At 35.2% G+C, this 17053-nt stretch carries 13 protein-coding genes; 7 read left to right on the forward strand and 6 right to left on the reverse strand.

Going from position 1 to position 17053, the window contains the following annotated elements:
• Positions 1-28: 28 nt before the first annotated feature.
• The 4 genes from NAT50_RS09560 to NAT50_RS09575 form a co-directional block, all read right to left on the reverse strand.
• On the reverse strand, positions 29-2824 hold the full coding sequence (locus NAT50_RS09560; protein ID WP_250593054.1) for a TonB-dependent receptor domain-containing protein: 2796 nt from the start codon (positions 2822-2824) through the stop codon (positions 29-31).
• 181 nt (positions 2825-3005) lie between these two features.
• The gene (gene glmS / locus NAT50_RS09565; RefSeq protein WP_250593055.1) at positions 3006-4853 is read right to left on the reverse strand and encodes a glutamine--fructose-6-phosphate transaminase (isomerizing); all 1848 of its coding nucleotides are present in this window, start codon (positions 4851-4853) and stop codon (positions 3006-3008) included.
• Between the two features lie 9 nt (positions 4854-4862).
• A complete protein-coding gene (locus tag NAT50_RS09570) occupies positions 4863-6527 on the reverse strand; it encodes a DUF4270 domain-containing protein (RefSeq protein ID WP_250593056.1) in 1665 nt (554 codons plus the stop codon).
• 4 nt (positions 6528-6531) lie between these two features.
• Positions 6532-7341 carry a glycogen/starch synthase gene (locus NAT50_RS09575; protein ID WP_250593057.1) on the reverse strand — a complete coding sequence of 270 codons (810 nt, stop codon included), beginning with the start codon at positions 7339-7341 and terminating at the stop codon, positions 6532-6534.
• Positions 7342-7496: 155 nt separating this feature from the next.
• Here NAT50_RS09575 and panC point away from each other — a divergent pair, with 155 nt between their 5' ends.
• Genes panC through NAT50_RS09610 form a run of 7 tightly spaced genes read left to right on the forward strand, consistent with a single transcriptional unit; the run spans position 7497 to position 14809 of the window.
• Positions 7497-8297 (forward strand): pantoate--beta-alanine ligase, encoded by an 801-nt coding sequence (gene panC / locus NAT50_RS09580; protein WP_408610666.1) that lies wholly within the window; start codon positions 7497-7499, stop codon positions 8295-8297.
• Positions 8298-8312: 15 nt separating this feature from the next.
• Positions 8313-8663, forward strand: coding sequence for an aspartate 1-decarboxylase (panD, locus tag NAT50_RS09585; protein WP_250593059.1), 351 nt, complete (start codon positions 8313-8315; stop codon positions 8661-8663).
• Between the two features lie 2 nt (positions 8664-8665).
• Entirely contained in the window at positions 8666-9628 is a 963-nt protein-coding gene (locus NAT50_RS09590; RefSeq protein WP_250593060.1) for a lysylphosphatidylglycerol synthase transmembrane domain-containing protein, read from the forward strand.
• 43 nt (positions 9629-9671) lie between these two features.
• Positions 9672-10943 carry an alpha/beta hydrolase gene (locus tag NAT50_RS09595; RefSeq protein ID WP_250593061.1) on the forward strand — a complete coding sequence of 424 codons (1272 nt, stop codon included), beginning with the start codon at positions 9672-9674 and terminating at the stop codon, positions 10941-10943.
• On the forward strand, positions 10943-12304 hold the full coding sequence (gene radA, locus NAT50_RS09600) for a DNA repair protein RadA (protein WP_250593062.1): 1362 nt from the start codon (positions 10943-10945) through the stop codon (positions 12302-12304). Before NAT50_RS09595 ends, radA begins: the two co-directional genes overlap by 1 nt.
• A complete protein-coding gene (locus NAT50_RS09605; RefSeq protein ID WP_250593063.1) occupies positions 12304-12828 on the forward strand; it encodes a hypothetical protein in 525 nt (174 codons plus the stop codon). The genes radA and NAT50_RS09605 overlap by 1 nt, the downstream gene beginning before the upstream one ends.
• 13 nt (positions 12829-12841) lie before the next feature.
• Positions 12842-14809: a transglycosylase domain-containing protein gene (locus NAT50_RS09610; protein WP_250593064.1), complete on the forward strand. Its 1968-nt coding sequence runs from the start codon at positions 12842-12844 to the stop codon at positions 14807-14809.
• Between the two features lie 65 nt (positions 14810-14874).
• Here the strand turns inward: NAT50_RS09610 and NAT50_RS09615 are convergent, their stop codons facing one another.
• Complete coding sequence (locus NAT50_RS09615) at positions 14875-15909, reverse strand: aldo/keto reductase (RefSeq protein ID WP_250593065.1); 1035 nt, start codon at positions 15907-15909, stop codon at positions 14875-14877.
• A gap of 176 nt (positions 15910-16085) precedes the next feature.
• A complete protein-coding gene (locus NAT50_RS09620) occupies positions 16086-17051 on the reverse strand; it encodes an OmpA/MotB family protein (RefSeq protein WP_250593066.1) in 966 nt (321 codons plus the stop codon).
• Positions 17052-17053 lie beyond the last annotated feature (2 nt).

Genomic DNA, 17053 nt, shown 5'->3' on the forward strand with positions numbered 1-17053 from the left:
ATTTTTACTTTTAATAAGTTGAACAAGATTACGGATTGATAGTCCAAGACGCATAATATTGTTGACCTATATTACCCGCTCCAGGAACTTGAATATAATCTTTACCACCAATGTTTGCACCTCCTACTTTAAATACCGATTTTAAAGCTGGAATTGAGTAGTTGATTTGCGCATCAAACACCACATTTTCAGGCACCATAGCATCTACAAAAGAAGCTTCCCATAAATATGCTGAATTCCATCTTACGTTCGTATTGAATCCAAAGTTTTTGAATAATTTTTCACTTCCAAAAGACCCTTTGATTCTATGTTTTGGTGTATTGAATCCTGGCTCGAAACTTGGGTCCGAAGCACGATCAAATTGGAATTCTGAATAATTGTAACTAGCTTCTAAATCGAACATAGCCACTCTTCTGTTAAGTCCAATACCAAAACCTAAGGATTTAATATCTGCTTTTGAGTTAGTATATAGTTGATAGATTCTTCTATCTCCGTTCACTAAAGACATTACTGCTGTTGGTGTACCCACTGTTCCATACAATGGCGCAATTACGTTTGCCGTATTGATGAAATCTTTGTAAATGTTATAGTATCCGTTAATATCAACCGACGTTTTTTGGATGTTAGTTCTATATCCTAATTCAAATGCTTTTACTTCTTCTGGTTTTACCAATCCGTAAGTAGCTTTTTCTAATTTTGTTGGATCGCCCGTAGCCGAAAACGCTTGTGCAGATGCTGCTGTAAAGGAATTTAAATAAGCATTTTCTCCTGTCATTTCAACCGATGAAGGATTACCCATCGTTTGACCATTCGGACTTACTGCTACATTTTCTCTGAATCGTAATAAATTCTCAGGGGCTGAACCGATTAAGGCAAAAGGACCTAAATCTAACCCAATGTATTGATCCTGAGTAGTTGGATTACGGAAACCTGTTTGAAAAGAAGCACGGAAGTTATGTTGTTTTCCAGCTCCTGCCGCATAAGTTAACGACAATCTAGGAGAAATGTTTCCATCGAAATTTTGTGATTTATCGTATCGTAATGACCCGGTAAATTTCATTCTTTCTTCCATGAATTTCTTTTGTAACTGTGTATAAACACCGTACTCACTATATTTCAATGGACCATCAAAATCTGTAAAAATTGTTCCATCAGAATTCATTAGGTATTCTCTAGCAGATCCTCCTACTTGAATTTCAACAAAATCGATTAAATCTTTAAAATTATAATTCACATCTGCATGGTAAATTTTCGATGCATCTTTAAATTTAGCTCCTTCGGTTAAGTCTGGATTAGCCGTTACAGTAGCCAAAGCTTGATTGAATTGCGCTGAACCTGGTAAGAATCTTCCTGAATCCGCAATATTTCTAGCCGCTTTGTGAGCTTCATCTGGCATAGCACCAGCCAATGTCGACTGAATATAAGCTCCTGCATATTGACCAAACCAATTTGCGTCAGATTTCCAAGCACGGTTTACATTCCATGCCGCAAAACGCATATCGTACGAATTACCCGCACTTTCGGTAGTCATATAACCTCTAGCAAAGAAATTTTTACCTTTTACTTCTAATTTAGTTTGATCCATGTAGAAATCTTTCAAAGCATATCTGTTAGCACCTTGGTAAATAGTATTACCAAAACCTAATTTATGTTGCATGATAATTTCGATATCTTTTGCAAAACTGTTTTCAGAATTAGCCCATGGACGGAAATGTAACGACGCGTCGAACTTCACACTTTCGATTTTGTTGTCGCTCAAATCTTTTTCAGCATATCCTGTTCTTGCCACATTGTAATTAGGCAATAAATTAACCGCTGAAGCGGGGATTAAACCTAACGATGCTAACGTTTGTCCCACTGACTTTAAATTCGTAGAAACTTCGTCTCCGTATGTGTTTAATCCGTCATAATTTGGATTAAAACCTAATCCTGTTTGATTCGTTGTTAAATCTCTTCGATCGTCAGCAATCCACTCTGTAGCAGATAAAACAGCAAAATTAGCTTTAGCTGCAAAATGATCTGTGAATTTTTTAGCGGCTCTAATTCCAAAATCATATACTGGATTGTCCCCTGCTGTATTTTGAACAGTTCTTCCGTATTTGAAATACGCCGAAATACCTTCTTTTGCAAAAGGATTTCTACTATTCATGAACATAATACCATTAAAGGCATTAGCTCCATAAAGAGCAGAAGACGCTCCCGGTAAAATTTCTACACTAGATACATCTACATCATTAAGTCCCAGTAGATTTCCCAATACGAAGTTTAATGCCGGAGAGGAGTTATCCATACCATCTACCAATTGCATAAAACGTGTATTGGCTACCGTTGCAAAACCTCTTGTGTTAACTGATTTGAATGAAAAACTACTCGTGTTGAAGTGTACGTCTTTCATGTTTTCTAATCCATCATAGAAAGTTGCCGCTGTAGTATTCTTAATGTCTTTTAGGCCCATTCTTTCAATGGTAACAGGAGATTCCAATAATCGTTCAGGAGCTCTTGAAGCCGAGATTACGATCTCATCTAACTTTGTTGATTCTTCAGGTAAAACCACAAGGATTTCCTGATCTTTAGAGTTAACTTTAACGGTTTTTGTAGCATAACCCATCATTGAAACCTCCAAAGTGAAAGGCAATGCGGCTTGTGTCTTCAAAGTAAATTTCCCGTCAAATCCAGTTGAAGTCCCGGATGTAGATCCTACGACTTTAATATTCGCTCCAGGCACAGGCTGATTTTTATCATCTGTAACTGTTCCTGAAATTGTTGTTTGCGCAAATGTGATTACGCAAAAAAACAATGACAAAATTGTAAAATAGATTCTCATTCTTCTTCGAAATTTGTTTTTGATTTATCTAGCCAAAGTACAATAAAATTTGAAATAAATAAAAAAAGTGATAAAAAATATCACTTTATATAATTTAGATATTAATTTTTTGACAAATTACCGATTTGAAGACAATAAAAAAGCGAGAAAAATTCTCGCTTTTTGGTATAGTTTTTTATATTTACTCTACTGTTACAGATTTTGCTAAATTTCTTGGCTGATCTACATTACAACCCCTCATGACTGCTATATGATAAGACAATAACTGCAGAGGAATAGTAGTTAATAAAGGGGATAACGGATCTGATGATTCAGGGATTTCAATCACGTGATCTGCTAAAGCTCTCACCTGCTCATCTCCTTTGGTAACAACTGCAATGATTTTACCACTACGTGATTTAATTTCTTGTATGTTACTTACTACTTTATCATAATGGCCTTGCTTTGGAGCAATAACTACAACCGGCATCTGCTCATCAATTAAAGCAATAGGACCATGTTTCATTTCTGCTGCCGGATAACCTTCAGCATGAATGTACGAAATCTCTTTTAATTTCAATGCGCCTTCCAAAGCTACCGGGAAATTATATCCTCTTCCAAGGTATAAGCAATTAGATGCATTTTTATAGACTGAAGCAATTTCTTTCGTCACTTCGTTTGTTAGTAACGCCTCTTGAACTTTTTCAGGCATCATTTCTAATTCTGAAAGATAGGTATGATACTCGGTTTTAGATAATGTTCCTTTAATTTTTGCCAAACGCAACGCAATCATTGTTAACACTGTGATTTGAGTTGTGAATGCTTTGGTAGAAGCCACTCCAATTTCAGGACCTGCATGCGTGTATGCCCCTGCGTGCGATTCTCTAGAAATTGAAGAACCTACTACATTACAAACTCCAAAGACAAACGCTCCTTTTTCTTTAGCTAATTTGATTGCTGCCAAAGTATCGGCTGTTTCTCCAGACTGAGAAATGGCAATTACCACATCTTTATCGGTAATAATTGGATTTCTGTATCTAAACTCTGAAGCATATTCTACTTCAACAGGGATTCTAGCAAACTCTTCGAAAATGTATTCTGCCACTAGACCCGCATGCCAAGAAGTACCACAAGCAATGATTAATATTCGGTGGGCATTGGTGAATTTTTCGATGTTATCCTCGACACCAGCCATTTTAATCATTCCTTCGTTAGCATGAAGACGACCGCGGTAAGTATCTTTTATAACACTAGGTTGTTCGTAGATTTCTTTCAACATGAAATGATCGTAACCTCCCTTTTCAATTTGTTCCAAATTCATTTGCAACTCTTGAATATAAGGATCTACTAAAGAATCATCTTTGATTTTACGTATTTTCAACGACTTGTGTAATCTTACAATAGCCATTTCCTCATCTTCTAAATAAATAGCATTAGAAGTATACTCTATAAAAGGTGACGCATCGGAAGCAATAAAATATTCGTTTTCCCCGATACCAATCGCTAAAGGACTACCTAGTCTTGCTACTACTATTTCATCTGGTTTTTGTTTGTCGAAAACACAGATAGCATAAGCACCAACCACTTGATTTAAGGCTAACTGTACCGCTTTCCCTAATTTAAGGTTGTCCTTCTTTTGTACATCCTCAATTAGATTTACTAATACTTCAGTATCTGTATCTGATTTAAAAGTATAACCTCTTTTAATCAACTCTTTTTTAAGTGGTTCATAATTTTCGATAATCCCGTTATGAACAATCACTAAATTACCTGAATTAGAAACATGAGGATGAGAATTTACATCGTTTGGAACACCATGTGTAGCCCAACGAGTATGCCCAATACCTATAGTTCCATTCAGAGAAATTTCTTTTGTAGCTTTTGCTTCAAGATCCGAAACTTTTCCTTTTGTTTTGGATAATTTTAAGTCAGCACCGTCGTATAAAACCAATCCAGCACTATCATAACCTCTATATTCTAAACGCTTTAATCCTTTTATTACAATAGGATAAGCCTCTCTATGCCCAATATACCCTACAATTCCACACATAGCTTAAAGTTAATTTGGTTTTGTGTAATAAATTTTAAATTTCACATTCTTATTACCAGCATTCGCTCCTGTACCATAAAGTACGGTTCCCAAAGGATTTACAACAGAACTAACTGGTAATGTTTTCAGATTCGTTACCGCTGTAGGTGACTTAAGTTTTACATGTCCAGAATAACCAATATTTTCTGTTACAACCAAACCTAAACGAACATTCTCTTGTTCGCCTTTGATGATTCTATTAACATGTTCTGTAATTCTTATGCGATATGTTTTTTCGGTAACTACATCGTTATCTTTTTTAGTCTCAAGGATTCCACCAAAAATATATTTACTCAACTTAGGAAAACTTCCATTATCGGTAACATCAAAACTGTAATCGTATAATACTTTATTATTATCTACATCAAAAAGATACACTCTAAGTGGCTCGTATTTTGATGTCATAATATCTCTGTTAACCGTAAAGTACAAACTTGCATCATTCAACAAAATCTTGTCTTTATCTGCTTTTAAGGTATTTAATTCCTGAGGCGTGAATAGCTCTATATAAGCCATAGATCCTTCACCTCCTTTGAGATACAAATTGTCATCTCCCGAAGTTCTATCAGGGTTATCTACAGCTGATAAATAACTTGGATTATCTGTATTGTTAAGTAGATTCACTGTAACTCCAGACATATTTAGGACAAATTCTTTCAATGGTCTGTTATTACCAATTGCAGTGGTAGTATTATTTTTTGTCTCAGTAACAATTTCGTCCTCAGTATAATATATCGTAATATTTCCTTTAGAAAAATCAAGACTCATCATACTTCCTTCGTTAGCATCCTCTACCTGAAAATACAAACCTTTAAAATACGATTTAAAAATATTATTATTTGCTAAATTACTTGGGTTAGCTTCAATAATATGTTGTTTAAAATAGTCTTTATTTAAGTTAATACGCATAGCAGGCACACCTCTTGACTCAACTTCAGTGGTTCTTTCATGCTTCATAGTGAAATAATTAGTACCGGTCTCTTCCTTAGTACTTTTTACTTTATAATTCACATACTCTCTATTACTAGGTTTGAAAGCACTATTTTGAGAAGGTTTTGCAAAATCATCATTCAATTGAGCACCTACAACGTTAGTACTAAAATTAGCATCCTGATTAGAATAGTATTTATTAGACACTTCTAAATTATCCGGATCTACGTCATTTAATTGGTAACCACTTCTGAAAATTTTCAGATTAATAGGCTTATAAATCGTATCGTTTACATCGGTAGTATAAACAGAATCTAATTTGTATTTTACAATACCAGAACTTAAAGTTCTTACCTTCTTATTAAAGTATGGCACATTCAACACTACACTGTCTATCACAATATTCTTTGTCTGATCAAAATCAGGCGATGTAGAAGATAATGTCAATTGAGTGGCAAAATTAGCAACAGTTTTTCCAAAAACAGGATTATTCGTAATTCCCAACTGATTCAGCGGTAAGTTATTAGTCTGAATTACTGGTACTTTTTGGTTATACGCCTTTACAGTAAAAGGATCACCAAGAAAATCATAATTTTCATCTCCTATGATATCTCCACCTAGGGTGTTAAAATCTTTATCACATGAAACAAAAAGAACAGAAAATAAAGCAATTACAATATATTTTGTAAAAATAGAATCTCTCATCAGATTAACCTAAAATTTGATTTTTATAAAAATTAGTATACGCTTCTGCAAACGTATCTTTCGGCGTGAAAGGTAATAAAGGTTTTTTTGACGCTTCTATAAATTTTGTTAAAGTTGGTGAAATCACTTCTGAAGCAACAACTACTCCATCAGAATGTTTCACAGCGGCCATCATCACATTCTCGTAAGTTGGGTTGTCCAACTCAGCAATAGCTTCATGAGGAACACCGTCAAATTGAACTTTTTTACCCATTTCAGAATCTAAACTTCCTTCAAAACCATTACTGAAAATTGATGTCACAATTTTTGTATCGGCAAACAACGCATCATTCTTATAATAATGTTTCATGTAGATTGGCAATAAAGAAGCCATCCAACCTTGAACATGAATAATATCAGGAACCCAATTTAATTTTTTTACGGTTTCTACTACTCCTTTAGCAAAGAAAATTGCACGTTCATCATTATCAGGAAAAAGCACTCCTTCTTCATCAGTAAAGGTTGCTTTTCGTTTGAAATACTCATCATTATCGATAAAATATACCTGAATTCTTTCTTTAGGAATAGAGGCTACCTTAATAATTAACGGCATATCCACATCATTTACCACCAAATTCATTCCCGACAAACGAATTACTTCATGCAACTGGTGTCTTCTTTCATTCACATTACCATAGCGAGGCATAAAAATTCGTATTTGACCACCTTGATCGTTAATCATTTTTGGCACATCATACGACATTAAAGAAACCTCATTTTCAGGCAGATAGGGCACTACTTCGGATGATACATATAAAATCCTTTTATCCTCCATTTTTTTATTTAGTTTTGTTTATTGAACACAAATACATGCAAAATTACAAAAATTTACCGAGATATTATCTAAAATAGTAAGTTTGCAAAGAATTTAAAGCCAGACCCATGCCTCTTTTCACGAAACAAAGCGATCTAAAAAACCATCTTGAGCCAATGATAGCAGCCCATAAAACCATTGGTTTTGTACCTACCATGGGAGCTTTACATCAGGGACATTTATCGCTACTCCAACAATCTTTAAAAAATAATTCAGTTACAGTTATAAGTATTTTCGTAAATCCTACACAATTTAACAATGCGGACGATTTAAAAAAATACCCTCGAACTTTAGAAGCAGACTTAGAGAAAGTAAACGCATTACATCCTGAAATCATTGTTTATGCTCCTTCGGTAGAAGATATTTATGAAAATAAAACCGAATCACAATCCTTCGATTATGACGGATTAGAATTTCAGATGGAAGGAAAACACAGACCAGGTCATTTTGATGGCGTTGGAACGATTGTGAAAAAATTATTTGAAATTGTACGCCCCACCAATGCTTATTTTGGAGAAAAAGATTTTCAGCAACTCCAAATTATCAAAAAAATGGTCTCAAAACTTCAACTACCGGTAACCATCATAGGGTGTCCTATTCATCGTGAAGAAAGCGGGTTAGCTATGAGTTCGAGAAACGAGAGACTGACAACTTTAGAAAGAGAAAAGGCAGCTGTGATTTACAAGATCCTTTTGGAATCGAAAAAATTATTTGCGACTCAAAGTGCTAAACAAGTAACACAATGGGTTACGAAACAATTTGAAAAAGAGCCTCTATTTGAATTGGAATATTTTGAAATTGCAGACGAAGAAACACTTCTAGAATGCAAACGAAAAAACCAAAAGAAACACTACAGAGGATTTATTGCGGTTTTTGTCAACAATATTCGTTTAATTGATAACATTTCACTAAAATAATTTTAACTTTGCCCCATGCAAATTCAAGTACTAAAATCTAAGATTCACAGAGTTAGAGTAACTGGCGCCGATTTAAATTATATTGGTAGCATTACCATAGATGAAACTCTTATGGAAGCCTCCAATATTTTTGAAGGTGAAAAGGTTTCTATCGTAAACATTAACAACGGAGAACGCTTTGAAACTTATGCTATTCCTGGTCCCAAAAATAGTGGCGAAATTACTCTCAACGGTCCTGCAGCGCGTAAAGTACAAAAAGATGACATTATTATTATCATTGCCTACGGAATAATAGAAATGTCTGAAGCCAAAAACTTTAAGCCTTCTGTAATTTTTCCTAACGAAGAAACCAATTCGTTACAGTAAAAGTGAATAGTAAAATAAGTTCGTATGCTAGTGTAGTTATTCCTATCCTTTTAGGTGCGGGACTTACTTATTTTCAATATGCTTCATTCACGCCTGAGCAAATTGTTCAGATGAAGAGTTATTTCCTGACGGCAAACTACAATTATGTACTAATTTCTTTGCTCATTGCCATATCCGGCTGTGTATTCAGAGCCTATAGATGGAAATATTCTTTACAAGAAATTGGTGCAAAATCGGAATTTAAAATGAATTTCTTAGCGGTTTGCATCGGCTATTTTGTCAATTTAACCATTCCACGTTCAGGAGAAGTTTCTAGGGCTTTACTACTAAAAAAATACCGAGATGTCCCATTTGACAAAGCTTTCGGAACTATTATCGCAGAAAGAATTGTAGATTTACTTTTCTTGGTTTTATTTGTTCTAACTGCCCTACTCCTAGAATTCGACACTTTAAAAAACTTTTTGTTAACCTATATTCCCGTAACAAAATTAGCTTGGTTAATAGTCTTTGGAATCGGCTTTTTCATTTGGTTTATATTACTGTATCGCTATTCTAAATGGAAATACGTTTTACTATTCAAATCAAAAATAGAAGGACTTAAAGAAGGTGTTTTAAGTATTGTACACATGCCAAACAAGTGGAAGTTTATTTTTTTCACCTTATTAATATGGCTATCGTACGTCTTCATGTTTTACATCACCGTATTTGCTCTTCCTGCCACTAGCCATATTTCTTTAGGAACTATCATGGTTGCCTTTGTTATTGGCGGATTAACCATGTCCTTTACGAACGGTGGATTTGGTTTCTTTCCGGTACTCATTGCTAAAATTTTATTCCTCTACAACATCCCTTTAGAAGCCGGAAACGCCTTTGGATGGATCATATGGACTTCACAATTATTGATTACAGTTCTCTTGGGAATTTTCTCTTTTTCGATTCTTCCCATGGTAGGGAAAAGAAAATAAATTAGTATCTTGCTCGTTACTAAATGTAGCAACCCATTTAACTATGAAACATACACTTCAGCTATTAGCCGTAATGTTCTCATTGACGGTTTTTTCACAATCTTTTGTAGAAAAAATAAATTCTGCCAAACTTAACTCAGATCGTGAGATAAGAATTAAACTTCCCAATTCTTATAACGCAAATCCTGACAGGAAATATCCCTTGATCTTAGTTCTTGATAGCGAATTCTTATATGCGCCTTTTGAAGGAAACCTTCATTATGGAACCTATTGGGGTGATATGCCCGAAGTTATCTTAGTAGGTATCAATCAAAACAAAAACAACGAAAGAGAAAGCGATTGTGATTTCGATCCAAGAACTGGTCTTCCGGCAGGCAAAGGAGGAGCATTTTTTGAATTTATTGGTTCCGAATTATTACCCTATCTAGAAAAAAAATACCGCGTTGGCAGCTTCAAAACCATTGCAGGTATAGACGCCACAGCTGGTTTATTAAACGCTTTTTTATACAAAGATATTCCTTTGTTTAATGCCTATATTTCGCTAAGTCCCGACTTACAGACCAACATGGAAGAACGCATTCCGAAACGCTTAGCCCAATTGCAACAACCCATTTATTACTACACAGCCACTGCCGATGGAGACCTGAAAAAGTTTCAAAAGCAGATTAAAACCTTAAATCAGAACATGCAGGCTGTTAAAAATGATCTGATTAACTATAAATTCGATGATTTCTCGAATGCCAATCATTACAGCGTTGCTATCCTTGGAATTCCGCAGGCTTTAAATCAGATTTTCAAAATATACGAACCAATCTCGGTAAAAGAATACCAAGAAAAAATCGTGATTCTCCCTCAAGACTATGTAAAATACCTAACCGATAAATACGAAGCCATCGAAAAAAATCTGGGTATTAAAATGAATGTCCGTTTGAGCGACTTTAAAGCTATAGAAACGGCTATCAACAAAAATGAACGTTTTGAAGAATACGAACTTTTGGCACAAATCTCTGGTCAACAGTACGAGAAAACCATGATGTACGATTACCACATGGCTACCTATTGGGAAAAAAGAGGAGAATTGAAAAAAGCTATCAAAAATTACGAAAATGCTTTTGTGAAAGAAGAAATAGGAAGTTTGACTAAAGACATGATGATGGCTAAAGCCGCAGAATTGAAACAAAAATTACCTAGTAAAAAGAATAAATTAAAAGGCGGAAAAGACACTTCAGAAGAAGTAACCGAAGAGATTCCTGCAGACACCCCTGCTGAAGAACCTAAAGCAGACGAAAACCAAGAACAGAAAAAAGACGAATAATGGCAAAAGTAAAAACGTCATTTTTTTGTCAAAGCTGTGGCACCCAGTTTGCCAAATGGCAGGGACAATGTACAGCTTGCAAAGAATGGAATACTATTGTAGAAGAAGTTATTCAGAAAGAGGAAAAAGTAGCTTGGAAAAGCGAAACTTCGACCGTTAAAAAAGCAGCCAAACCGCTTCGTATTCACGAGATCGATTCTACTGAAGAAATCCGAATGAACACCACCGATAGCGAGCTAAACAGAGTGCTTGGTGGAGGTTTAGTTCCTGGTTCGTTGACTCTTTTAGGAGGTGAACCCGGCATAGGAAAAAGTACTTTGTTATTGCAAATTTCTTTAAAACTTCCGTATAAAACGCTTTATGTTTCGGGAGAAGAGAGTCAGAAACAGATTAAAATGCGAGCGGAAAGGATTAATCCTGAAAGCAATAATTGTTACATCTTAACTGAAACCAAAACGCAAAACATTTTTAGACAAATAGAAGAAATCGAACCTGATGTAGTGATTATCGATTCCATTCAAACACTGCATACGGATTACATCGAATCTTCCGCTGGAAGTATTTCTCAAATTCGAGAATGTACTGCCGAGTTGATCAAGTTTGCTAAAGAAACCAATGTACCCGTGATTCTCATTGGGCATATCACAAAAGACGGAAATATTGCCGGACCCAAGATTTTAGAGCACATGGTCGATACTGTTTTGCAATTTGAAGGAGATCGTAATCATATTTATCGAATTTTACGTTCACTCAAAAACCGTTTTGGATCTACGGCAGAATTAGGCATCTATGAAATGCAAGGTTCCGGATTACGAGAAGTTTCTAATCCTTCGGAAATATTGATCTCACACAAAAATGAAGAACTTTCCGGAACTGCTATCGCAACCACTCTCGAAGGTATGCGCCCTCTTATGATAGAAATTCAGGCTTTGGTTTCTACAGCTGTATATGGTACCCCTCAACGAAGCACGACGGGTTACAATGCCAAAAGACTTAATATGATTTTGGCCGTCTTAGAAAAAAGAGCCGGTTTTCGTCTCGGAGCAAAAGATGTCTTTCTCAACATCACCGGAGGAATTACTGTAGATGATCCCGCCATCGATTTGGCTGTTGTAGCGGCAATTTTATCCTCTAATGAAGACATTCCGGTAGGTAAAGATTTTTGTTTTGCAGGTGAAGTAGGCCTTTCTGGCGAAATACGACCAGTTAACCGTGTAGAACAGCGCATACAAGAAGCTGAAAAATTAGGATTTTCGACAATTTTCGTATCAAAATACAACAAGATTTCGCTAAAAAACACATTAATTGATATTAAGTTGGTTGCTAAAATAGAAGATGTGGTTAGCGAATTGTTTGGATAATGCGCAAAACTTACAGTGAAATACTCCAATTAATACAGAGTTATCACGAACTCGGTGAAACCATTGCTGCTGCAAATTTAGTTGTTACCGAATACGAATTGCAACATCCTAACTTCAAAGGCTTCGAATTACGAGAAAAGGCCAAACCAGACTATGTGCTGATGACAACCGAAGGAGTTTTTGGAGAACCAAATAGTATCCGAATACCAGAAAATACTTTTGAATTTGAATTCAAACTCATGCTCAATCTTATTGCTCATGAAATGGTTCATATACATCAAAAAAGTAAAGGGAATTTTGTAGAAGATCGCAATGAAAGAGAATGGCAGGCCTATTACGAAATTCTCTTTCATAAAATTTATCCCCAAATCCCAAGAGTTGCAAAACATCAGGAACTCTTTTTTGCTTCTAAAGCATTAGACTATTACAAAAGAATGGGCGAAGGCTCTTTACTTCAAGAAAAATACGCACAACAGAAAAAAGAAGTTGAAGATTTCGTAGCTTCGCTTCATAAATTACCCTGAAAAAAATATGGCAATGAGAACTAAAAAACAATGGTTTTTTCTGATTCTTAAAATCATCATAGTCCTTGTAATACTAGCCTTGAGCGGAATTTATTTCTTTCGAGACACTTTATTGCAACAAGCATTAGAGAAGGCTAAAAACAAATTCGACCAACAATATAACGCTAACTTCATAGTAGAAAAAGCTAAGTTCATTGGCACCACAAGCGTCGAATTGGAAAATATTCACCTGATACCTCAACAGGCAGATACGCTTTTATCCGTAGAAAAAATTCGAACCGAAGTCAGTCTTCTCCAGCTTCTCACGGGAGAGGTGCAATTAAAAAACCTCGAAATGCGAAATGGTTTCATCCAATTGGTTAAAAACGAAAACGGACGCAACTTCGATGCTTTTCTGAAGAAAGAAAACACTAAGGAAACGACGAACGAAAAACGCAATTATGCCAAATTAGTCAATCGAATCCTGACGCAAATTCTCAATTTGATTCCTTCTGAAATGAATTTGGAAAATCTCTCACTTCGCATTGATGATCAAGGGAAGAAGGTCAATTTCCATATGAATAATTTATCCTTAATAAACCATCAATTAGCTACTAAAATCGATGTAAAAACCAATACGCTCAATCAGAAATGGAATATTAATGGCTTTGCGAATCCTAGAGAAAAAAGAGCCGATTTGCTATTTACATCGGCAGATACTTCTAAAATTCAAATCCCGTATATCGATGAAAAATTTGGATTGAAATCGAGTTTCAACAAAATACGATTGAAGCTCGATAATTTAGAAATGAGTTTTGGTAAATTACATCTTGACGGTGTAGCATCAATAGAAAACTTCACTATCAATCACCCAAAAATTGCTAAAAAAGATGTAGTGCTTCAAAATGCACAATTTGATTACCGTTTTCTTTTAGGAAGCGATTTTATTTCTATTGACAGCACTTCTAGTGCACAACTCAACAAAATCAAAATTAAACCTTATCTCGAATACAATACCGAAGAAGATACGATCTACAAACTGAAACTGAATATCGAGAATATGAAGGCGCAGGATTTTATCACTTCGTTACCCGAAGGGCTGTTTACCCATTTCACCGGTATGGAAGCGGAAGGTTCTTTTGATTACCATCTCGACTTTGTATTTAACAAAAACAAACCGAATCAACTTGTTTTTGACAGTAAATTGAACAAACGTAATTTACGCATTGTGAAATATGGGGAAGCCAATCTAGAAAAACTAAATGCTGAATTTACTTATCGCGCTATTGAAAACGGTGTACCACAGCGACCTGTCTTCGTAGGAGCTTCAAATCCTTATTTTACTCCGTTAGAATTGATCTCTCCTTATTTGAAACATGCCGTACTCACCAATGAAGATCCTTCGTTTATGCGTCATCGCGGTTTTATTTCGGAAGCCTTCAAACAATCGATTGTAAAAAATATTCGAACTAAGAAATTTGCTCGTGGTGCGAGTACCATTAGCATGCAATTAGTAAAAAATGTCTTCTTGACCCGTGAAAAGACTTTATCTCGAAAATTAGAAGAAATTTTACTGGTTTACATCTTAGAAAACAATCGAATTGCTTCAAAAGAACGTATGTTAGAAGTTTATTTTAATGTAATTGAATGGGGACCTAATGTGTATGGTATTGGAGAAGCAGCGGAATTTTATTTTCAGAAAAAACCAATCGATTTAACGCTAACCGAATGTTTGTATCTGGCTTCAATTGTCCCTAAACCCAAGAAATTCATGTGGCAGTTTGATAGTGAAGGAAATCAAAAATCGTATGCGCAAAAAAATCAAAGATTTATCAAGAATTTAATGTTGCGTCGTGGGTTAATCATTCCTGATGATACTATCGGGCAATCAATACCAATTCACATATCGGGTCGAGCCCGTTCGTTTCTTAAACTAAAAATTGTGCAAGACACGATTGCTATAGATAGTCTGGATATTCTAGAACCCGAGTTTATAAATTAAAATACAACCCATAAAAAAAGAGTCTGATTAGTATTCAGACTCTTTTTCTATCACTATAAATTGGATTAAGGTGCAGGATTAGGTTGTGATTCATGAATTTTATTGATCTCATCAATTACTTCTTGTGTCAAACGAACCTCAAAAGCGTTGATATTCTCTTCCAACTGATCTAAATTCGTAGCCCCGATAATTGTAGAGGTCACAAATTTTTGATGGTACACGAAAGCAATTGCCAATTCTACTAAAGTTAATCCCAAACTATGAGCCAAATCTTGATACTTTTGGGTGATTTTATAACAATTTTCGTTAGTGTATCTGGTAAAATTTGGAAAAGTACCCATACGCGATTTCTCTGGAGTTCCATTAAGGTATTTACCGCTTAAAAATCCAAAAGCCAAAGGTGAATACGCCAAAAGACCTACTTCTTCGCGCATACAAATCTCAGATAATCCGACTTCAAACAATCGGTTTAACAAAGAATATGGGTTTTGGATGGTCGCAATACGAGGTAAACCGTGTTTTTCGCTTTCATTTAAAAATCGCATAACACCCCATGGATTCTCATTAGAAACTCCAATGTGTTTTATTTTACCTTCTTTGATTAGTCCATCAAAAATCGTTAATACTTCAAAAATATTATCTTTCCATTGATCGTCTAACTCCGTAATTCCTCTTTTTCCGAACATGTTCATCACACGTTCCGGCCAGTGCATTTGATATAAATCGATGTAATCTGTCTGTAAGTTTCTTAAACTCAAATCAACCGCTTCGTACAAACTTTTCTTAGAAAAATCTAACGGCTGACGGATGTATTCCATCCCACGGTTAGGTCCAGCAATTTTTGTCGCTAATATAACTTGATCTCTTTTTCCCGTCTTCTTAAACCAAGAACCGATATATCTTTCAGTATTTCCAAAAATTTGGGCATTTCCTCCTATTGGATACATTTCGGCAGTATCGAAGAAATTAATCCCTCTTTCAAAAGCATAATCCATCTGAGCATGAGCTTCGGCTTCTGTATTTTGATTACCGAAAGTCATCGTTCCTAAACAAATATCGCTAACTTTAAGATCCGTGTTGGGCAAGTTTATGTATTTCATAATAAATTGTGTCGTGAAATAAATTTTATGATACAAAGATACAAGGTATAACAAAAACAATCTGTTGTATTTTGGTTAAAAAAACAGGACTTTTTGAGCATAAAAAAACCTCCAAAAGTAATTTAATCTTTGGAGGCCTTATTTTGAATTTCTATTTTTCAGAAAACACTAACGTATTAAATCTCGTTTAACGCTTTAGATAATTCATCTAATTTAGGCGTTAAAATAATTTCTATACGGCGGTTTTTAGCTTTACCGTCAGCAGTTTCGTTACTCATAATCGGGTTGTATTCGCTACGTCCTGCCGCTGTTAGGTTCTCCTTTTTAACTTTAGGGTTTGATGACAAGATATTCACAATAGCCGTAGCACGTTTTGTAGATAAATCCCAGTTGTTTTCTACACCACCACCAAGAGTTCCGGTAATCTTATCATTATCTGTATGCCCTTCAATAAGTACTGCAATTTCAGGATTTTCAGCCAATACTTTTCCTACTAGATCAACAGCATTTTTTCCTTCAGAACCTACAGTCCAACTACCCGATTCGAAAAGCAATTTGTTTTCCATAGAAACATATACTTTTCCATCTTTTTGTTGTACTGTTAATCCTTTTCCTTCAAAAGCTTTAAGTGATTTTGAAAGTGCATCTTTTAGTTTTTTCAAAGATGCTTCTTTGGCAGCAATAATATTTTCTAACTCGGTCACGCGATCCGAACGATCTTTTAAATCGGCACTTAGTTTTTCTAGACGTGCTTTTTCAGCTGCCAGCGCTTTTTCTTTAGCTTCTAATTTGGCTAACAACTCGCGGTTTTTGTCCATATTTGCCTTTAAGGCTTCGTCACTATTCTTTTCTAACGCTTTGTAGGAATCTTGCAAGGTTTTTAAATTGTTACTTGCGGCTGCATAATCGGCTGCCAATTTATTTCTTTCGGCAATCGTTTTTTCTAACTCTGCTTTTAAAGACGCATTGTCATTTTCTAATTGTGTTTTTGAAGTTTTTAACGCTTCATTTTCATCAGACAAAGCATTGCGTTCTTTTTTTAGTTCTGCAAACTTGTTTTCTAAATCGGTATACATTTTTTTGGATACACAAGAGGTACTTAATGCAAGTACCAGCAATCCTAAAGAAGCTCTTTTTATCATAA

The sequence above is a fragment of the Flavobacterium luminosum genome (assembly GCF_023635005.1).
GTDB lineage: Bacteria > Bacteroidota > Bacteroidia > Flavobacteriales > Flavobacteriaceae > Flavobacterium > Flavobacterium luminosum.